17 protein-coding genes are annotated in these 19,906 nt (G+C 70.9%); 2 read left to right on the forward strand and 15 right to left on the reverse strand.

Annotated features, from left to right (window positions below; genetic code table 11):
* Window positions 1-4 precede the first annotated feature (4 nt).
* The 15 genes from KKZ08_RS06665 to pgsA all read right to left on the reverse strand — a co-directional run bounded on the left by KKZ08_RS06665 (window position 5) and on the right by pgsA (window position 15,531).
* Window positions 5-2,545, reverse strand: coding sequence for a bifunctional (p)ppGpp synthetase/guanosine-3',5'-bis(diphosphate) 3'-pyrophosphohydrolase (locus KKZ08_RS06665; protein ID WP_223773555.1), 2,541 nt, complete (start codon window positions 2,543-2,545; stop codon window positions 5-7).
* 263 nt (window positions 2,546-2,808) lie between these two features.
* Entirely contained in the window at window positions 2,809-3,357 is a 549-nt protein-coding gene (locus KKZ08_RS06670; protein ID WP_223773556.1) for an adenine phosphoribosyltransferase, read from the reverse strand.
* Entirely contained in the window at window positions 3,354-4,523 is a 1,170-nt protein-coding gene (secF, locus tag KKZ08_RS06675) for a protein translocase subunit SecF (RefSeq protein WP_223773557.1), read from the reverse strand. The genes KKZ08_RS06670 and secF overlap by 4 nt, the downstream gene beginning before the upstream one ends.
* A 1-nt stretch (window position 4,524) precedes the next feature.
* Entirely contained in the window at window positions 4,525-6,321 is a 1,797-nt protein-coding gene (gene secD / locus KKZ08_RS06680) for a protein translocase subunit SecD (RefSeq protein ID WP_223773558.1), read from the reverse strand.
* A gap of 165 nt (window positions 6,322-6,486) precedes the next feature.
* On the reverse strand, window positions 6,487-6,957 hold the full coding sequence (gene yajC, locus KKZ08_RS06685) for a preprotein translocase subunit YajC (protein WP_223773559.1): 471 nt from the start codon (window positions 6,955-6,957) through the stop codon (window positions 6,487-6,489).
* Between the two features lie 196 nt (window positions 6,958-7,153).
* Window positions 7,154-8,260, reverse strand: coding sequence for a Holliday junction branch migration DNA helicase RuvB (gene ruvB / locus KKZ08_RS06690; protein ID WP_223773560.1), 1,107 nt, complete (start codon window positions 8,258-8,260; stop codon window positions 7,154-7,156).
* Window positions 8,261-8,328: 68 nt separating this feature from the next.
* Window positions 8,329-8,940, reverse strand: coding sequence for a Holliday junction branch migration protein RuvA (gene ruvA, locus KKZ08_RS06695; protein ID WP_223773561.1), 612 nt, complete (start codon window positions 8,938-8,940; stop codon window positions 8,329-8,331).
* On the reverse strand, window positions 8,937-9,518 hold the full coding sequence (gene ruvC / locus KKZ08_RS06700) for a crossover junction endodeoxyribonuclease RuvC (RefSeq protein ID WP_223773562.1): 582 nt from the start codon (window positions 9,516-9,518) through the stop codon (window positions 8,937-8,939). Before ruvC ends, ruvA begins: the two co-directional genes overlap by 4 nt.
* 149 nt (window positions 9,519-9,667) lie before the next feature.
* Window positions 9,668-10,426 (reverse strand): YebC/PmpR family DNA-binding transcriptional regulator, encoded by a 759-nt coding sequence (locus tag KKZ08_RS06705; protein ID WP_223773563.1) that lies wholly within the window; start codon window positions 10,424-10,426, stop codon window positions 9,668-9,670.
* 76 nt (window positions 10,427-10,502) lie between these two features.
* Window positions 10,503-11,108 (reverse strand): pyridoxal 5'-phosphate synthase glutaminase subunit PdxT, encoded by a 606-nt coding sequence (pdxT, locus tag KKZ08_RS06710; protein WP_223773564.1) that lies wholly within the window; start codon window positions 11,106-11,108, stop codon window positions 10,503-10,505.
* Window positions 11,108-12,019, reverse strand: a complete 912-nt coding sequence (gene pdxS, locus KKZ08_RS06715) for a pyridoxal 5'-phosphate synthase lyase subunit PdxS (protein WP_223773565.1) — start codon at window positions 12,017-12,019, stop codon at window positions 11,108-11,110. The genes pdxT and pdxS overlap by 1 nt, the downstream gene beginning before the upstream one ends.
* A 157-nt stretch (window positions 12,020-12,176) precedes the next feature.
* The gene (locus tag KKZ08_RS06720; protein ID WP_223773566.1) at window positions 12,177-12,722 is read right to left on the reverse strand and encodes a hypothetical protein; all 546 of its coding nucleotides are present in this window, start codon (window positions 12,720-12,722) and stop codon (window positions 12,177-12,179) included.
* A 66-nt stretch (window positions 12,723-12,788) separates the two neighbouring features.
* Window positions 12,789-13,949: a glycosyltransferase family 4 protein gene (locus KKZ08_RS06725; RefSeq protein ID WP_223773567.1), complete on the reverse strand. Its 1,161-nt coding sequence runs from the start codon at window positions 13,947-13,949 to the stop codon at window positions 12,789-12,791.
* On the reverse strand, window positions 13,946-14,863 hold the full coding sequence (locus KKZ08_RS06730) for a phosphatidylinositol mannoside acyltransferase (protein ID WP_223773568.1): 918 nt from the start codon (window positions 14,861-14,863) through the stop codon (window positions 13,946-13,948). The genes KKZ08_RS06725 and KKZ08_RS06730 overlap by 4 nt, the downstream gene beginning before the upstream one ends.
* A complete protein-coding gene (gene pgsA / locus KKZ08_RS06735) occupies window positions 14,860-15,531 on the reverse strand; it encodes a phosphatidylinositol phosphate synthase (protein ID WP_223773569.1) in 672 nt (223 codons plus the stop codon). Before pgsA ends, KKZ08_RS06730 begins: the two co-directional genes overlap by 4 nt.
* Window positions 15,532-15,788: 257 nt before the next feature.
* On the opposite strand from pgsA, the gene KKZ08_RS06740 reads away from it, so the two are divergent.
* Together KKZ08_RS06740 and KKZ08_RS06745 are read left to right on the forward strand one after the other, a co-directional pair.
* Window positions 15,789-18,005, forward strand: a complete 2,217-nt coding sequence (locus tag KKZ08_RS06740) for an elongation factor G-like protein EF-G2 (protein WP_223773570.1) — start codon at window positions 15,789-15,791, stop codon at window positions 18,003-18,005.
* 226 nt (window positions 18,006-18,231) lie between these two features.
* Window positions 18,232-19,887, forward strand: a complete 1,656-nt coding sequence (locus KKZ08_RS06745; RefSeq protein ID WP_223773571.1) for a hypothetical protein — start codon at window positions 18,232-18,234, stop codon at window positions 19,885-19,887.
* The last annotated feature ends 19 nt before the right edge of the window (window positions 19,888-19,906 follow it).

The raw sequence follows: 19,906 nt of genomic DNA on the forward strand, positions 1-19,906 counted from the left end.
CCGCTCAGGGCCTGCGCGCCGACGTCACCCGGTACACGTCGTACACACCCTCTACTCCTCGGACGGCCTTGAGTACATGCCCCAGGTGCTTCGGGTCGCCCATCTCGAAGGTGAAGCGGGAGGTGGCGACGCGGTCGCGGGAGGTCTGTACCGCCGCCGAGAGGATGTTCACGTGCTGGTCGGAGAGGATGCGCGTGACGTCGGACAGGAGGCGGGAGCGGTCCAGGGCCTCGACCTGGATGGCGACGAGGAAGACCGAGGACTGGGTCGGCGCCCACTCGACCTCAAGGATCCGCTCCGGCTCACGCGAGAGCGAGTCGACGTTCACGCAGTCGCTCCGGTGGACCGAGACGCCGCTGCCGCGCGTGACGAAGCCGATGATGGGGTCGCCGGGGACGGGCGTACAGCAGCGGGCCAGCTTGACCCACACGTCGTCGACGCCCTTGACCACGACACCCGGGTCGGCGTTGGAGCGGCGCTTGCTGCGGCCGCGCGAGGGCGGCGCGCTCTCGGCGATGTCCTCGTTGGCGGCCTCCTCGCCACCGAGGGCCTGGACCAGCTTCTGCACGACGGACTGCGCGGTGACGTGGCCTTCGCCGATCGCCGCGTACAGGGACGAGATGTCGGGGTAGCGCATCTCGTGCGCGAGGGTGACCAGGGAGTCGCCGGTCAGGATCCGCTGGATCGGCAGGTTCTGCTTGCGCATGGCGCGCGCGATGGCGTCCTTGCCCTGCTCGATCGCCTCGTCGCGGCGCTCCTTGGAGAACCACGCGCGGATCTTGTTGCGCGCCCGTGGCGACTTGACGAAGCCGAGCCAGTCGCGCGACGGGCCCGCGCCTGCCGCCTTGGAGGTGAAGACCTCCACCAGGTCGCCGTTGTCCAGGGTCGATTCGAGCGGCACGAGGCGGCCGTTGACCCGGGCCCCTATGGTGCGGTGGCCGACCTCGGTGTGGACCGCGTACGAGAAGTCGACGGGGGTGGCGCCCGCCGGGAGCGCTATGACGTCGCCCTTCGGCGTGAAGACGAAGACCTCGTTGCGCGACAGGTCGAAGCGCAGGGACTCGAGGAACTCGCTGGGGTCCTCGGTCTCCTTCTGCCAGTCCAGGAGCTGGCGCAGCCACGCCATGTCGTTGAGGTGGTCATCCTTGCCGCCGGCCTTCCTCGGCACGTCCGTACGCACCTTCGAGGCGCCGGCGACGGCCTCCTGCTTGTACTTCCAGTGCGCGGCGATGCCGTACTCGGCGCGGCGGTGCATGTCGAACGTACGGATCTGGAGCTCGACGGGCTTGCCGTTGGGGCCGATGACCGTCGTGTGCAACGACTGGTACATGTTGAACTTCGGCATCGCGATGTAGTCCTTGAACCGGCCGGGGACCGGGTTCCATCGCGCGTGGACGGTGCCGAGCGCGGCGTAACAGTCGCGCACGGTGTCGACAAGTACCCGAATACCCACCAGGTCGTAGATCTCCGCGAAGTCACGGCCGCGGACGATCATCTTCTGGTAGACGCTGTAGTAGTGCTTCGGGCGGCCGGTGACGGTGGCCTTGATGCGGGCTGCGCGCAGGTCGGCCTGGACCTCGTCGGTCACTATGGCGAGGTACTCGTCGCGCTTGGGGGCGCGCTCGGCGACCAGGCGCACGATCTCGTCGTACATCTTGGGGTAGAGGATCGCGAAGGCGAGGTCCTCCAGCTCCCACTTGATGGTGTTCATGCCCAGGCGGTGGGCGAGCGGCGCGTAGATCTCCAGGGTCTCGCGCGCCTTCTTCTCCTGCTTCTCGCGCTTGAGGTACCGCATCGTGCGCATGTTGTGCAGTCGGTCGGCGAGCTTGATGACCAGGACGCGCGGGTCCTTGGCCATGGCGACGACCATCTTGCGGACGGTCTCGGCCTGCGCGGCCTCGCCGAACTTGACCTTGTCGAGCTTGGTCACGCCGTCGACGAGCAGTGCGACCTGGTCGCCGAAGTCGCGGCGCAGGGTGTCCAGGCCGTACTCGGTGTCCTCGACGGTGTCGTGCAGGAGACCGGCCATCAGGGTGGCCGGGTCCATGCCGAGCTCGGCGAGGATGGTCGTCACGGCGAGGGGGTGCGTGATGTACGGGTCGCCGCTCTTGCGCTTCTGGCCGCGGTGCCAGCGCTCGGCGACCTGGTAGGCCCGCTCGATCTGGCGGAGCGTAGCCGTCTCGATCTTGGGGTCGTTGCTGCGCACTATCCGCAGCAGGGGCTCCAGGACCGGGTTGTACGGGTTCGAACGCTGGACGCCGAGGCGGGCGAGCCGGGCCCGTACGCGGTTGGAGGAGCCGGAGCGCGTGGGCTGGCCCGTGGCGGGACGGATCGCGGGAGCCGTCGGGTGGTGGTCCGCGGGCGGCTTCGGGCGGGGCTGCTCGGCCGGCTTGTCGCCCCGGGAAACCTCTCCCTTGGCGCGCTGCGCGGACGAGCCGCCCTGCGCGCCTTCTGCCTTCTTCGCGGGCGCGGCGGAGCCCGCCGAGGCCTGCTGGGCCTTCTGGGCGGCCTTGGCGGCGGTGAGTGGCTGGGACTCGTCTGGCAAGAGCGCTCCCTGTGCGCGATCGGGGTCCCCCGGACAGGCCCCGAAGTACCCATGGTATCGATCCTGGGGCTTCGGCTCGCCTGCGGCCGGTGAGACACCTCTGTACAGGAGAAACGTGCGGGGCGGAACATCGATTCCCGCCGACCGGCCCGGACACGACAACCCGGGCCCCCGGAAGCCCGGGATGCCGCCGGAAACGACGCCGGACGCCCCGGCCGGTGCCGGGGCGTCCGTCGCGCTGTCGCGTGGGTCGCGTGGGTCGCTCAGATGGTGATCAGCGCCTCCAGGGGCGCCCCGTCCAGGGCCTGGACCAGCTTGCGCCGGCCCTCCAGGAAGCCGAGCTCCATCAGGACCGCGACGCCGGCCACCCCGGCGCCGGAGCGCCGGATCAGGTTCAGCGAGGCCTCGGCCGTGCCGCCGGTGGCGAGGACGTCGTCGATGACCATGACGCGGTCGCCCGCCGCCAGGTCCTCGGCGTGCACCTCGATCTCGGCGCTGCCGTACTCCAGGTCGTAGCTCTGCCTCAGCGTCGCCCCGGGGAGCTTGCCCGCCTTGCGTACGGGGATGAAGCCGAGCCCCGCGCGGAGCGCGACCGGGGCGCCGAGGATGAAGCCGCGGGCCTCCAGGCCGACGATCTTCGTGGCGCCGTGCCGCACGCTGAAGTCGGCCAGCGCGTCGGTGAGCGCCGTGAACGCCACGGGGTCCGCGAGGAGCGGGGTGATGTCCTTGAACGTCACGCCCGGGACCGGGTAGTCCGGGACGTCACGGATGCGGCTGAGCAGCAGCTCCGTGACGCCTGCGAGCTCCGTCATCGGCGCTTCCCCGACGGACGGCCCCTGCCGCGGCCCCTCGAGGCGGGCTGGGTCCGCGGCCCTACGACAGCAGCCGGTGCGGCGTCGCCGGAGGCGCTGTCCTGCGGCCCCTCGTCGTCGTAGCCGTCGTAGCCGTCGGAGTCGTCGGAGTTCTCAGAGTCCGCGGACTGCGGGCCCTCGGCCGATTCACCCTTGGCCGCGGCCGCCGCGCGCTTGGCGAGCACCCGCTTCTTGAGGGCCTTCAGCTGCGGCTCGCGCTCCTTGAAGTCGGCGACGAGCGGCGTCGCGATGAAGATCGAGGAGTACGCGCCGGCCGCGAGGCCGACGAACAGCGACAGGGAGATGTCGTTGAGCATGCCGGCGCCGAGGACACCGCCACCGATGAAGAGCAGGCCCGCCACCGGCAGCAGCGCGACGACCGTGGTGTTGATGGAGCGCACCAGGGTGCCGTTGATACTGCGGTTGGCGACCTCGCTGTAGGTGAAGCGGGTCTGCTTGGTGAGGTCCTTCGACTGCTCCTTCAAGCTGTCGAAAACCACGACCGTGTCGTAGAGCGAGTAACCGAGAATGGTCAGCAGACCGATCACCGTGCCCGGCGTGACCTCGAAGCCGACGAGCGCGTACACACCCACGGTGATGGTGATGTCGTGGATCAGCGCGATCAGGGCCGCGAGAGCCATGCGCCATTCGAAGGCGATGGCCAGGTAGATCACCACGAGGACCATGAAGATCGCCAGGCCCTGCCAGGCCTTGTTGGCGATCTGCTCGCCCCAACTGGGGCCGACCAGGTCGGCGTTGATGTCCGCGGCCTTGACGTCGAGGTCCTTGGCCAGCGCCGCCTTGATCTGGTCGGACTTGTCGATGTCCACACCCGCGATCTGGATGCGCATCGCGTCGTCGCCCAGCTTCTGGACGATCGCGTCGTGGCCGGAGGCCTTCTCCGCGGACTCCTCGGCCTTCGCGACCGAGACGCTCGTCTTGGGGGTGTTGAAGACGGCGCCGCCCTCGAACTCGATGCCCATGTTGAGGCCGCGCACCGCCAGGCCGACGATGGCCGTGATGGTGATCAGTATCGAGACGGCGTACCAGATCTTGCGCTTGCCGACGAAGTCGTAACCGACCTCGCCGCGGTAGAGCCTGGCGCCGAGATTGCCGAGCTTCGACATCTCACGCCTCCTTCGGGTCGACAGGGCCAACGGAGGAGCCGGTGGCGCGGCGGGACCGGCGGACGGGGGGCTTGATACCGAGCCGCTTCGGGTCGAAGCCGGACCACTTGTGGCCGCTCGCGAAGAACTTCTTGCGGGCCATGAGCGTCATCAGCGGCTTGGTGAAGAAGAAGACCACGACGACGTCGAGCAGCGTGGTCAGGCCGAGCGTGAACGCGAAGCCCTGCACCTTGCCGACCGTGACGACGAAGAGGACGGCGGCGGCGAGGAACGACACGAAGTCGGAGACCAGGATGGTGCGCCGGGCACGCGGCCAGGCCCGCTCGACGGCGGGGCGCAGCGTGCGTCCCTCGCGGACCTCGTCACGGACGCGTTCGAAGAAGACGATGAACGAGTCCGCCGTGATGCCGATGGCGACGATGGCGCCGCAGACCGCGGGCAGGTTCAGCGCGAACTTGATGGTCGGGCCGAGCAGCGTCATGATCGTGTACGTCAGCGCCGCGGAGACCAGGAGGCTCACGATGGCGATGAGCGACAGGCCGCGGTAGTACGCCACCAGGTAGATCACGACGAGCGCGAGGCCGATGGCGCCCGCGATCAGGCCCGCCTCCAGCTGCTCGCCACCGAGGGCCGGGCTGACCGTGGTGACGCTCTGCTCGTGGAAGGTGAGCGGCAGCGCGCCGTACGACAGGATGTTCGCGAGGTCCTTGGCCGAGTCCTGGTTGAAGCTGCCGGAGATCTCGGCATTGGCGCTCAGGGTCGTCCTGACGCTGGGGGCCGAGACGACCTCGCCGTCCAGGACGATGGCGAACTGGTTCTGCGGGGGCTGCTGCTGCGAGAGCTTCGCCGTGGTCTTCGCGAACTTCTTCGAGCCGGCCTTGGTGAAGTCCATGTTGACGACCCAGGCACCGTTCTGCTGGTTGATCGTCGCCTTGGCCTCGTCGACGTCCTTGCCGTTGACCTCGGCCGGGGCAAGGATGAACTTGTCCCACGTCTTGCCGTCGGGGCTCTTGCCGCAGGCGATGGTCGGCTCGGACGGCTTGACGCCCTTGCCGGCCGCCGCGCGGGCCTTCTTGTCCGTGCAGTCCAGCTTGGTGAACTGCTCCTGGAGCTTGGCCGTGGCCGGGTCCGTGGACGGCGTGGGCGAAGGCTTCTCGTCCTTCTTCGTGTCGTCCTTGGCCTTGTCCGTCGTGGGCGAGGTCGGGTCGGCCTTCAGGGCCTCGCTGACGGCGCGGCCCTGGGGCGATGAGGAGGACGTCGGAGAGGTGGCCTTGTCCTTGTCGGACGCCTTGTCCGTCGCCTCGTCGGTGGCCTTGTCCTTGTCGGTGGCCTTGTCCTTCTCCTTGTCCGTCCCGGACGAGGAGCTGGGGGTCGGCTCGGGGGCCGGGCCGCTGGGGGCCTGCGTGATCACCGGACGGAAGTAGAGCTGAGCGGTCGTACCGACCTGCTCGCGCGCCTGCTTCTCGTTCGTCCCCTTGGGGATGTTGACGATGATGTTGCGATCGCCCTGCGTCTGAACCTCGGCCTCGGAGACACCCAGACCGTTGACACGGTTGTTGATGATGTCAACGGCGGTGTTCATGTTGGTCGGGTTGATCGCGTTCTGCTGGCCCGGCTCGTTCCTCGCCTCGAGCGTGATGCTCGTACCACCCGCGAGGTCGATGCCCAGCCTCGGTGTGGTGTGCCCGGAAAGGAACATTCCCCCGGTCAGCGCCACGAGGGCGATCAGGATGAAGGCCAGCGCGCGGCCCGGCTTGCCCGGTGCGCCCTGCCTTCGGCCCTTCTTCGGTGCTGCCACCTTCTCGTTCTCCCTGTCCAACCGCCCGGCGTCCGGTCCGGCCCCGAACGGTGCGGGGAGGGCCCGGGCGGGCGGCCATGAAGTGGTGTCGAGATTCGGCGCGAAATGCACGTGGTCCGGGGCCCGTGGCGCGCGAGCGGCGCGCCCCACGGGCCCCGGTCGTGACTACTTCGCGTCGGACTCGCCGTCGGTCTTCTTCGGCTTCGCGTCGTCGGCCTCGGCGGCCGCGTCCTTCTTGCCGAGGTCGATGCGCGAGTCGTCGGAGGCGTCGGCGGGCTCAGCGGGCTCGGCGGGCTCGGTCAGGGAGGAGGCGTCGTCCGGAACGACGGGGGTGTCCTCGTTCAGGTTGTCCTCGGTGCCGTGCACGATGCGGTTGTACTCGTCGTCGGCGAGAACGGCGCCGATCGCGTTCTTCGCGTAAACCGCGTGGACACCGGGGGCCACCTCAAGGAGGACGGCGTCGTCGTGGACCTCCTTGACGGTGGCGTACATGCCACCGATCGTGCGGATGCCGGTGCCGGGCTGCATCTCGTTACGCATCTGCGCGGCGGCCTGCTGCTTCTTCTTCGCAGACCGGGTCATCAGGAACATGGCCCCGATGAGCACGATGAACGGGAGGAGGGTCACGATATTCACGGGACGGAGTTTCCTTCGCACGACCGCGCGGGTAAGCGGCCTGATGGATGGGGGTGGGCACGCCGCCCGCAAAGGCGGCGTCGGCGGAGTCTAAGCGAGTCCGCGCCTAAGGAACAACGCTCAGCATGGCACCGCAGTTCCTGACCGGACGACTATCCGCGCCGTTCTGTCGTCCGTGGGGGCGGTTGCGTCGTCGTCACGCCCCGAACAGATCCTGTTGACCGGCTCCGCCCGCTTTCTGCGGGGGTGTGAGCCCCAGGTGCGCCCATGCCGCGGGGGTTCCGACGCGGCCGCGGGGGGTGCGGGCGAGCAGCCCCTCCCGTACGAGGAAGGGCTCGGCCACCTCCTCGACTGTCTCGCGCTCCTCCCCCACGGCGACCGCGAGGGTGGACAGGCCGACGGGGCCGCCGCCGAACAGCTTGAGCAGGGCTTCGAGGACCGCGCGGTCGAGGCGGTCGAGGCCGCGTCCGTCGACCTCGTAGACCGCGAGGGCCGCGCCCGCGATCTCGCGGTCGATCCTGCCGTCGGCCTTGACCTGGGCGTAGTCCCGCACGCGGCGCAGCAGGCGGTTGGCGATACGGGGCGTACCGCGCGAGCGGCCCGCGATCTCGGCGGCGCCCGCCGTGTCGATCTCCACGTCGAGCAGCTGGGCGGAGCGGTGGACGACCCGCTCGAGCTCCGCGGGTTCGTAGAACTCCATGTGCGCGGTGAAGCCGAAGCGGTCGCGCAGCGGCGGGGGCAGCAGGCCCGCGCGGGTGGTGGCGCCGACCAGGGTGAAGGGCGGCAGTTCGAGCGGGATGGCGGTGGCGCCGGGGCCCTTGCCGACGATGACGTCGACGCGGAAGTCCTCCATGGCCATGTAGAGCATCTCCTCGGCGGGCCGCGACATGCGGTGGATCTCGTCGAGGAAGAGGACCTCGCCCTCCTGGAGGGAGGAGAGGATCGCGGCGAGGTCGCCCGCGTGCTGGATGGCGGGGCCGCTGGTGATGCGGATCGGGGCCCCCATCTCGGCGGCGATGATCATCGAGAGGGTGGTCTTGCCGAGGCCGGGAGCGCCGGAGAGCAGGACGTGGTCGGCGGTGGCGCCGCGCGCGCGGGCGGCCCGCAGGACGAGGTCGAGCTGCTCGCGGACCTTCTCCTGGCCGATGAACTCGCCCAGGTCCTTGGGGCGCAGGGCGGCCTCGACGGCCTGGTCCTCGCCGTCGGCGCCGGAGTCCACCAGCCGCTCCGCGGCGGGCCCGACGAGCCGCTCGGCCGCGGCGGCAGCGGCTGCTGCGTCTTCGGGCCTGTCGTCCCAGTTCATGCGGTGTGCCTCGCGATGTGGTTCGGGGGTCAGGGGGTCAGGGGGTCGGGGGGCGGGCGCGGGAGCGCTCAGCGGGTGCGGTTCAGGGTCTGGAGCGCGGCCTTCAGGAGCTGGCCCACCTGCGGCGTGCCCTCGGTCGCCTCGGCCTGCGGGGTCACGGCGGCGACGGCTTCGTCCGCCTCGCGCGTGGCGTATCCGAGGCCGATCAGCGCGGCGTGCAGCTGGTCGCGCCAGCCGGAGGTGACGGCCTTGCCGATCGTGGGGCCGCCGGTGCCGAGCGGTTCGCCGAGGCGGTCCTTGTACTCCAGGAGGAGCTTCTGGGCGCCCTTCTTGCCGATGCCGGGCACGGCGGTCAGGGCCTTCTCGTCGCCGGTGGAGACCGCGCGCCGCAGGGCGTCGGGGCTGTGTACGGCGAGCATGGCCTGGGCCAGGCGCGGGCCGACGCCGCTCGCGGTCTGGAGCAGCTCGAAGGTCTGGCGCTCGTCGTCGTCCGCGAAGCCGTACAGGGTCAGGGAGTCCTCGCGCACGACCAGGGAGGTGGCGAGCTTGGCCTGCTGGCCCACCCGGAGCGTGGAGAGGGTGTTCGGCGTGCACTGGACGGCCATGCCGATGCCGCCGACCTCGACCACCGCGGTATCGGGGGCGAGGGCGGCGACGGGGCCGCTGACGAAGGCGATCATGCGGTACGGCCTTTCTGTGCTGCTGCTGTCGGGGGTTTCCTGGCGTGCGGTGCCGCGGCCTGCTGGATGCGGTTCCGGGCGACGGCCTGCTGGAGGCGGTTCTGCGCGGGGGCGCGCCAGATGTGGCAGATGGCGAGGGCCAGGGCGTCCGCGGCGTCGGCGGGCTTCGGCGGTGCGTCGAGCCGCAGCAGCCGGGTCACCATGGCGCCCACCTGGGCCTTGTCGGCGCGGCCGCTGCCGGTGACGGCGGCCTTGACCTCGCTCGGGGTGTGCAGGGCGACGGGGATGCCGCGGCGGGAGGCGCAGAGCATGGCGACGGCGCTGGCCTGGGCGGTGCCCATGACCGTACGCACATTGTGCTGGCTGAACACCCGCTCCACGGCGAGGACTTCGGGGTTGTGCTCGTCGAGCCACTGCTCGATGCCCTGCTCGATGGCGACGAGGCGGTGGCCCAACTCGGCGTCGGCCGGGGTCCGTACGACTCCGACACCGCGCATGGCCAGGGGGCGTCCGGCGACGCCTTCGACGACGCCGACCCCACACCGGGTCAGCCCCGGGTCCACGCCCAGCACCCGCACGACAGCCCCCCACCTCTTCGCTCACCTGTTTGTGCAGGCTATCGGCTCGCACTGACAACGCCTCGCACCGACAACGCGACGGGCCGACGGGGGCGTGTCCCCGTCGGCCCGTCGGCGCAGGCGTACCGGCCCGTCAGCGAAGCCGCGGCTCAGGCATCCACCTTGGCCATGACCTCGTCGGAGACGTCGAAGTTGGCGAAGACGTTCTGCACGTCGTCGCTGTCCTCCAGGGCGTCGATCAGCTTGAAGATCTTCCGGGCGCCGTCCTCGTCCAGTTCGACCTGCATGGTCGGGACGAAGTTGGCGTCGGCCGAGTCGTAGTCGATGCCGGCCTCCTGGAGCGCGGTGCGGACCGCGACCAGGTCGGTGGCCTCGCTGAGCACCTCGAAGGTGTCGCCGAGGTCGTTGACCTCTTCGGCACCGGCGTCCAGGACCGCGCCGAGGACGTCGTCCTCGGAGAGCCCGGCCTCACCCTTGGGGACGATCACGACGCCCTTGCGGTTGAAGAGGTACGAGACGGAGCCCGGGTCGGCCATCGAGCCGCCGTTGCGCGTCATGGCGACGCGGACGTCGGACGCGGCGCGGTTGCGGTTGTCGGTGAGGCACTCGATGAGCACCGCGACGCCGTTCGGGCCGTAGCCCTCGTACATGATCGTCTCGTAGTCGGCGCCACCGGCTTCGAGGCCGGCGCCGCGCTTGACCGCGGAGTCGATGTTCTTGTTCGGGACCGAGCTCTTCTTGGCCTTCTGGATGGCGTCGAACAGGGTCGGGTTACCGGCCGGGTCGGCGCCGCCCGTACGGGCCGCGACCTCGATGTTCTTGATCATCTTCGCGAAGAGCTTGCCGCGCTTGGCGTCGATCACGGCCTTCTTGTGCTTCGTCGTAGCCCATTTAGAGTGGCCGGACATCTGCCTGTCTCCTTCGCGTTACCCAACCTGTACGAACTCCCGGGTCTTGCGGGCCCGGGAGATACCCCGGGAGATCCTACAAGGATCCCGCGCGCGGGTTACCCCGCGCCATCTCCACGAACAGAGCGTGGACCCGGTGGTCGCCCGTCAGCTCGGGATGGAAGGACGTGGCGAGGGCGTTGCCCTGGCGCACGGCGACGATGTGGCCCCCGTGCTCGGCGAGCACCTCGGCCTGCGCTCCGACCGACTCCACCCAGGGCGCGCGGATGAAGACGCCCTCCACGGGAGCGCCCTCGACGCCCTTGATGTCGACGGCCGCCTCGAACGACTCGTTCTGCCGCCCGAAGGCGTTGCGCCGCACGATCATGTCGATGCCGCCCACCGTCTCCTGGCCCGAACGCGGGTCGAGGATCTTGTCGGCGAGCATGATCATGCCCGCGCAGGTGCCGTAGACCGGCATGCCGTCGCGCACGCGCGCGCGAAGGGGCTCCATGACGCCGAAGAGGGTGGCCAGCTTCGAGATGGTGGTGGACTCGCCGCCGGGGATGACCAGGCCGTCGACCTCGGCCAGTTCCTCGGGGCGCCTCACCGGCCTGGCCACGGCGTCCGCCGAGGCCAGGGCGATCAGGTGCTCCCGTACGTCCCCCTGGAGGGCGAGGACGCCCACTACGGGAGTGGTCATTACCAGCCTCGGTTCGCGTAGCGCTCGGTCTCGGGCAGGGTGTCGCAGTTGATGCCGACCATGGCCTCGCCGAGGTTGCGGGAGGCGTCCGCGATGATCTTCGGGTCGTCGTAGAAGGTGGTGGCCTTCACGATGGCGGCGGCGCGCTTGGCCGGGTCGCCGGACTTGAAGATGCCGGAGCCGACGAAGACGCCCTCGGCGCCGAGCTGGCGCATCAGGGCGGCGTCGGCGGGGGTGGCGACGCCACCGGCGGAGAAGAGCACGACCGGGAGCTTGCCGAGCTCGGCGGTCTCCTTGACCAGCTCGTAGGGGGCGCGCAGCTCCTTGGCGGCGGCGTACAGCTCGTTGTTGTCGAAGCCGCGCAGCTTGGCGATCTCGTTCTTGATCTGGCGCAGGTGGCGGACGGCCTCGACGACGTTGCCCGTGCCGGCCTCGCCCTTGGAGCGGATCATGGCCGCGCCCTCGGCTATGCGGCGCAGGGCCTCGCCCAGGTTGGTGGCGCCGCACACGAACGGGGTCGTGAAGGCGAACTTGTCGCTGTGGTTGACCTCGTCGGCCGGGGTCAGGACCTCGGACTCGTCGATGTAGTCGACGCCGAGGGACTGCAGGACCTGGGCCTCGACGAAGTGGCCGATGCGGGACTTGGCCATGACCGGGATGGAGACGGCCTCGATGATCTCTTCGATCATGTTCGGGTCGGACATCCGGGCGACGCCGCCGTCCTTGCGGATGTCGGCGGGCACCCGCTCCAGCGCCATGACGGCGACGGCGCCGGCGTCCTCGGCGATCTTCGCCTGCTCGGCGTTGACCACGTCCATGATGACGCCGCCCTTGAGCTGCTCGGCCATGCCGCGCTTCACGCGCGCGGTGCCGGTCTCGGGGGACGGGTTGTTGCTGGCGGGGCTGGACACGGAGTTGACCTCACTCGCTGAAGACTCGCTGGAGACAGTTACTGCGCCTTTGAGGAAACTCCCGGCCACCAGGCCACAGCAAGGGCCAATGAATGACCGGTGGCTCGTTTTTTCGGGACGTCCCTGGTCAGCGCTGTTCCAGCAACGCGGCGCCCCGCTACGTAGTGGCCCGGTCCGCCAGGGCTACCGGGGGCTCGTCGTCCATCTCGAACGCCATCGGGAAGGGCGCGTGGCCCGCGAGGCGGAACCAGCGGACCTTGCGGTGCCTGCGCAGGGCGCGGGCGGCGCGTACGGAGTCGTTGTGGAAGCGGCGGGCCATCGGCACCCGGCGTACGGCCGCGGCCAGTTCGGTGGCCGCCTCGTCCCCGCCCGGGGCCTCGCGCACCGCCTCGACCTGCTGGCTCTCGCCGAAGATGGCCCGCAGCGCCTGGCTCAGCTCGCTCTCGGCGACCTCGCGCTGCTCCTCCTCCGCCTGCCGGGCCGCGTGCGCCGCCTCGTAGAGCACGATCGAGGCGGCGGGGTCGAGGACTCCGGAGGTGGCCAGTTCCTGGGCGACCGAAGCGCGGCGCAGCAGTTGCGCGTCGAGGGCGGCGCGGGCCGCGTCGATGCGCGCGTGCAGCCGGTCGAGCCGCCCGGCGGTCCAGCTCAGGTACAGGCCGATCGCGAAGAGGGCTGCCGCGATCCAGATCAGGGTGGAGGTCACGGGCCCAAAGGCTAGTCCCCCTGGGAGGCCCGGCTCACCGCCGGGCGTCCCGCGGGGTCAGGAGGGTCAGTCCCGGGCCAGGCCGAACCGTGCCCGCAGGCCCGTGCGTTCGTCGGTGGCGACCGAGGCCGCGCCGTCCGTCACCGTCTCGTAGACGGCGAGGATGTCCGCGCCGACGGTCGACCAGTCGAAGCGCCGCACGTGTGTGCTGCCGCGCTCGCGCAGGCCCTCGCGGCGCTCGGGGTCGGCGAGGAGGCGCACCGCCGCCTTGGCGAGGGACTCCGCGTCCTCGTTGCCGAACAGGTCGCCCGCGCCGCCCTGGTCGAGGACCTGCGCGAAGGCGTCGAGGTCGCTGGCGAGCACGGGCGCACCGGCGGACATCGCCTCGACCAGGATGATCCCGAAGCTCTCGCCGCCGGTGTTCGGGGCGACGTACAGGTCGACGCTGCGCAGCAGCCGTGCCTTGTCCTCGTCGCTGACCATGCCGAGGAACTCCACGCGGGAGCGCAGTTCGGCGGGGAGCGTGGCCACCGCCTCGTCCTCGTCACCGCGCCCGGCGACCAGCAGACGCGCGTTCGGGCGCTCGGCGAGGATCTGCGGCAGCGCCTTCATCAGCACCGGCAGTCCCTTGCGGGGCTCGTCGATGCGGCCGATGAAGCCGATCGTCTCCCCCTGCCACTCGGGCCTGGGCTCGGCCTTGGCGAAGAAGTCGACGTCGACGCCGTTCGGGATGACGACCGCGTCGCCGCCCAGGTGCTCCACGAGGGTGCGGCGCGCGTACTCGCTCACCGCGATGCGGGCGCTGATCTTCTCCAGGGCGGGCTGGAGGATCGGATACGCGGCGATCATGGCCCGGGAGCGCGGGTTGGACGTGTGGAACGTCGCGACGATCGGGCCCTGCGCGGCCCAGCACGTGAGCAGCCCCAGCGACGGCGACGTCGGCTCATGGATGTGGATCACGTCGAACGTGCCGTCGTGCAGCCAGCGGCGCACCCGCGCGGCGGACAGGAAGCCGAAGTTGAGCCGCGCCACCGAGCCGTTGTACGGCACCGGGACGGCGCGGCCCGCCGAGACGACGTACGGCGGCAGCGGGGTCTCGTCGTCGGCCGGGGCCAGGACGGACACCTCGTGGCCGAGCCGGATGAGGTGCTCCGCGAGGTCCCGGATGTGGAACTGGACGCCGCCCGGCACGTCCCACGAGTACGGGCAGACGATGCCGACCTTCACGAGGACTCCCCCGCCGCGGACCCGTCGGAGCGGGGTTCCAGGTCGGCGAGCCACAGTCGCTGGAGCATGTGCCAGTCCTCCGGGTGATCGGCGATACCGGTGGCGAAGGCATCGGCCAGCGCCTGCGTCATGACAGACGTCTTCTCGGCGCGGGTACCTGTCTCGGGGACGTCCACGGGCGGGTGGACCCGGCCCTTCATGACGGGTCCGTCGTACCAGAGCGTCACGGGCAGGAGCAGCGCGCCGGTCTGCTGGGCCAGCATCGCGGGTCCCCCGGGCATCCGGGCGCTCTCCCCGAAGAACTTCACCTCGACGCCGGAGGCCGACAGGTCGCGGTCCGCGACGAGGCAGACCAGGCCGCCCGCGCGCAGCCGCCGGGCCAGCGTGCCGAAGGCGGAGCCGCCGGTGTGCGGCAGGACCTCCATGCCGAGGCTCTCGCGGTAGGCGACGAAGCGGTCGTAGAGCGTCTCGGGCTTCAGGCGCTCGGCGACGGTCGTGAAGGGGGTCTCCAGCTTGGTGGTGACCCAGGCGCCCGCGAGGTCCCAGTTGGCGAGGTGCGGCAGCGCGATGACGACGCCCTTGCCGGCGGCGAGCCCGTCGGTGAGGTGGTGCAGGTCCTTGACGTCGACGCCGTCCTTGATGCGCTGCCGACTCCAGGACGGCAGCCGGAAGGACTCCATCCAGTAGCGCAGGTACGACCGCATGCCCGCCCTGGAGAGCTCGGCGAGCCGCTCCGGGCCGGCGTCGGGCACCACGCGCGCGAGGTTGGCCTCCAGCCGCAGCACGCCCTTGCCGCGGCGCTTCCAGACCGCGTCGGCAATGGTCCTGCCGAGCCGCTCGGCGGCCGGCTCCGGGAGCTTCTTGACGGTGCTCCAGCCGAGGCCGTACAGCGCGTCGGTGAGTCGGTCCTTCACTGCGCGGTCTCACTCTCCTGGCCCGGACCGGCCGGGCCGGCGTCGGCCTCCGCCGACTCGCGGCGCACGGTCACGACGCGCTGGACGAGGGTGACCATACTGCCCACCGCGACGATCCACAGGGCGATGGGCAGCAGGATGTCGATGCCGGGGACGCCGAACGTGTGGAGGCCCGCGAGCCCCGCGGCGACCAGCGAGATCACCAGGCGCTCGGCGCGCTCCACCAGGCCGTTGACGGCGACGGGCAGGCCGATCGCCTCGCCGCGCGCCTTCGTGTACGAGACCACCTGGCCGCTCGCCAGGCAGAAGATGGAGACGGCGCAGAGGATGTTGTCGTCACCCGATCCGGCGTACCAGAGGGCGAGGCCACCGAAGATCGCACCGTCGGCCACCCGGTCGAGCGTCGAGTCGAGGAAGGCGCCCCAGCGGCTGGAGCGGCCGAGCTGGCGGGCCATGTTGCCGTCGACGAGGTCGGAGAAGACGAACAGCGTGATGACGATCGTGCCCCAGAAGAACTCGCCACGGGGGAAGAAGACCAGCGCTCCCGCCACCACACCGGCCGTGCCGATGAAGGTCACCGCGTCGGGGCTGACCCCGCGGCGGATGAGAAACGCGGCGAACGGTGTGAGGACACGCGTGAAGAATGCACGCGCGTACTTGTTCAGCATGGCCTTCCCGAGGGGTCGGTGCGCCGCGTGGCCCCGTTGGCCACCGGCCGACCCATCGTAGTCACGCCCCTGAGGGCCCGGCTCGCCCCCTCACGATCGCGTACGACGTATGGACGCACCGGGAGCCGAGTGGAAAGCTCGGAAGCACCACGGGCGCCGTCGGAGCCGCCCCGCACCGGGCCCCAGCGCGTCCGCAGCAGCCAGCATCCCCGAGGGGGCTGAGCCTCCTCACCGTGCACGTGACCGGGAGGCAAGGCATGGGCGACAAGGCGAACGCACACCCCGGAGCCGCCGGCAGGGCAGTGACGGCCGACCACCCCACGTCCGTACGGAATGTGGTGCTGGTCGGCCACAGCGGATCGGGCAAGACGACCCTGGTGGAGGCCCTCGCGCTGACCGCGGGGGCGGTGAACCGGGCGGGCCGGGTCGAGGACGGCACCGCCGTCTCCGACCACGACGAGATCGAACACCGGCAGCAGCGCTCGGTGCAGCTGTCCCTGGTGCCCCTCGAATGGGACGGCATCAAGATCAACCTCCTGGACACCCCCGGGTATGCCGACTTCGTCGGTGAGCTGAGGGCCGGTCTGCGCGCCGCGGACGCGGCCCTCTTCGTCGTCTCGGCGGCCGAGGGCACGGAGGGCATCACCGGCACCACCCGCATGGTCTGGGAGGAGTGCGCGGCGGTCGGCATGCCGCGGGCCATCGTGGTCACGCACCTGGAGTCGGCCCGCACCGACTTCGCCGACATCACGCGCTGCTGCGCCGAGGCGTTCGGCGCCGACGACCCGGACGCCGTGCTGCCGCTGTATCTGCCGCTCCACGGTGAGCAGGGCCCCGACGGGCACGCGCCGGTGACCGGCCTGATCGGACTGCTCTCCCAGCGGATCTACGACTACGCCTCCGGGGAGCGCAAGGAGTCCGAGCCGGGCGGCGACCAGCTGCCGCTGATCCGGGAGGCGCGCGACAAGCTGATCGAGGGGATCATCGCCGAGAGCGAGGACGAGTCCCTCATGGACCGCTATCTCGGCGGCGAGGACATCGACTTCAAGACACTCGTGGACGACCTGGAGCGCGCCGTGGCGCGCGGCATCTTCCATCCCGTGCTCGCCGCGGGGCCCGCAACGCAGGGCGCCCGTCAGGGCATCGGCACGGTCGAACTCCTGGAGCTGATCACGGGTGGCTTCCCCACCCCGCTGGAGCACCCGGCGCCGGCCGTGACCACGCCGGACGGCAAGGCCCGGCCCGCGCTCACCTGCGACCCGGACGGCCCGCTGGCGGCCGAGGTGGTCAAGACCGCCTCCGACCCGTATGTCGGCCGGATCTCGCTCGTACGCGTCTTCTCCGGCACCCTGCGCCCCGACGAGACGGTGCACGTCTCCGGCCACGGCCTGGCCGACCGGGGTCCTGAGGGCCGCGCCCTCCACGAGGCCGACGAACGCATCGGCGCGCTCTCCTCACCCTTCGGCAAACAGCAGCGCACCCTGACCCGGTGCGTGGCGGGCGACCTGGCGTGCGTGGCCAAGCTGCACCGCGCGGAGACCGGCGACACGCTCTCGGACAAGGACGCCCCGCTCCTGATGGAGCCCTGGGACATGCCGGACCCGCTGCTGCCGCTCGCCATCCAGGCGCACAGCAAGGCGGACGAGGACAAGCTCTCGCAGGGGCTCGCGCGCCTGGTCGCCGAGGACCCGACGATGCGCCTGGAGCAGAACCAGGACACCCACCAGGTGGTCCTGTGGTGCCTGGGCGAGGCACACGCCGACGTGGCCCTGGAGCGGCTGCGCAGCCGGTACGGCGTGCAGGTCGACGTCGTACCGCACAAGGTCTCCCTACGGGAGACGTTCGCGGACCGGTCGACGGGGCGCGGGCGCCATGTGAAGCAGTCCGGCGGGCACGGCCAGTACGCGATCTGCGAGATCGAGGTGGAGCCGCTGCCCGGCGGCAGCGGCATCGAGTTCGTCGACAAGGTCGTCGGCGGCGCGGTCCCGCGGCAGTTCATCCCGTCCGTCGAGAAGGGCGTGCGCGCCCAGGCGGCGAAGGGCGTCGCCGCCGGGTACGCGCTCATCGACGTACGCGTCACGCTGCTGGACGGCAAGGCGCACTCGGTGGACTCCTCGGACGCCGCGTTCCAGACGGCGGGCGCCCTCGCGCTGCGCGAGGCGGCCGCCGGGGCGAGGATCCACCTGCTCGAACCGGTGGCCGAAGTGCGGGTGTTGGTCGGTGACGACCACGTCGGCGCGGTGATGAGCGATCTGTCGGGCCGTCGCGGCCGGGTGGTCGGCACCGAGCAGGCACCGGGCGGGCGCACACTCGTACGGGCCGAGGTCCCCGAGATCGAGATCGGCCGGTACGCGGTGGATCTGCGCTCCCTCTCCCAGGGCACCGGCCGGTTCAGCCGCGCGTACGTCCGCCATGAGCCGATGCCCCCTCAGCTGTCGGAGCGGATCCGCGAACAGGCCCAGGGCGCTACGTAGTTGCGCCGGGCCGGACCGGACCGGCGGACGAGGCCGCCCGCCCAGCCGCTCTCGGGCGGGCGGCCTTCCGCACTCCCCCGGCGGATCCGGTGCGCCCTGACGGATGTCGGTGCGCACCGATACGCTGATGACCTGATCACCGGATGTGCCGGACGGCAACAGGTGTGCCGGACAAGGAAGTCGGGAAGAGCCGCAGGAGCGAAGGCGTCGCGGCGAGGGGGCGGCAGTGGCGGACGATGTATTCGACTTCAGGCCCGGGGCACAGGTCCCGCTCTCGGGCGCCGCGGGACAGACCGCGGCGACCCACGCCCTGGCCTCGGCGGCGTACCGGGACGGAGACGTCGACGAGATCCTGAAGGCCAACAGCGAGTGGCACAAGTCCGTGGTCAAACCCGGGCTCTGGTCACTGTTCAAGCCGAGCCTCGGTGAGGCGTTCGCGCGGACCGTGCAGGTGCGGATGCTCGGCGGCGGCCGCAAGCCGCTCATCCAGTCCTTCGGCATCGAGCCGCAGGCGGTGGTGGAGCACTGCCTCGCGGCGAACCGCATCCGCAAGGAGCGCGACAGCTGGCTCACGGCGGTGATGGTCCTGTGCGGCCTGCTGTTCCTGCCGGGACTGATCGTCTGGCTGCTCGTCTTCACCATCAGGCGCCAGGTCGCCAAGGGTGAGAACAAGCGGGCGGGCGCGCTCGCCTCGGCCGTCCTGGTCGCCATGGGCGTGCTGGCCGTGCTCGCCCTGCTCAAGCTGCCCTTCGACGGCTTCTGGGCCTGGTACCTGCGGGCGTCGATCGTCCTGCCGGTGGTCGGCTGGTTCTGGGCCAAGCAGATCGCCGAGCGCACCGCCAGGGACATGCGCGAGCGCTGGGGGAGCCTGCTCTCGGGCGGCGGCATCGGCGCCAAGATCCCCGAGGCGGTGCCGGGCAGCCCCGGCGAGACGGCCGCCGAGCGGCTGCGCCAGGGCCTGGCCAGGCTCTCCGCCGAGCAGCAGAGCAACTCCGTGTTCTACGCCGGGCCCAAGGGCATATTGGGCATGGGCACACGCTGGGGCAGCTGGCAGCTGGCCGAGGAGCTGGTGCCCGCCGAGGACGGCAAGGAGATCCACCCCTTCCGCAGCTGGGACGTCATACGGGCGGTGCACGACCAGCTCCGCATGCTGGAGCGCGGTCCCCTGCACACCGGCGGCTTCCCGACCCCGTCGATAAACCACTGGATCGTCTCCCCGATCGGGGAGAACGCCGGATCGGTGGCCCGCCCCACCGGCACGGACGTCGACGCCTTCCAGATCCGCGGCCACGAGATACAGCGCATCTGCAACGAACAGCAGTTCGGCAGCGGGGACCGGCACTACCTCGGCGTCCAGTTCACCCTCTGGGACGGCCAGCTGGTCATCACGATGCTCATCACGGTGACCGTGCTGCACGAGACGCTGCGCATCGAGGTCACCGGGCACGCGCTGGGCCCCGTGCACTCCCTGTTCACGACCAAGCCCGAGCCCAAGACGAAGACGGTCTCCAAGGCCATCAAGTTCTGGGAGACCGTCGACCGCCACCTGCCGCTGGTCGACGCCGACGAGGTCGTACGCCTCGCCGTGCGCGCCCCCTTCACCTGGTACCCGCCGCTCCTGGACCACCTCGGCGGCAAGCTGGTCCTGCCCGAGCCCTTCGGCCTGCGGCACGCCTGGGCCGACAAGCCGTGGCGGCACCGCTTCATGGCCGACGACGCGCTGCGCGCCGCCACGCCCGTGCTGCGCGTGGTGCACTCGGCGGCCATCAAGGTCCTCGCGGAGAACGGCGTGAACACCGAGAAGTTCGGCACGCGCTCCGGCTTCCTCAGCGGGGCGATCCAGGACCCGATGCCGAGGAAGGCGGACGTGTACGACGCGTGAGGGTCGCCGCCCCGCCGCC

The sequence above is a fragment of the Streptomyces sp. 135 genome, assembly GCF_020026305.1.
Lineage (GTDB): Bacteria > Actinomycetota > Actinomycetes > Streptomycetales > Streptomycetaceae > Streptomyces.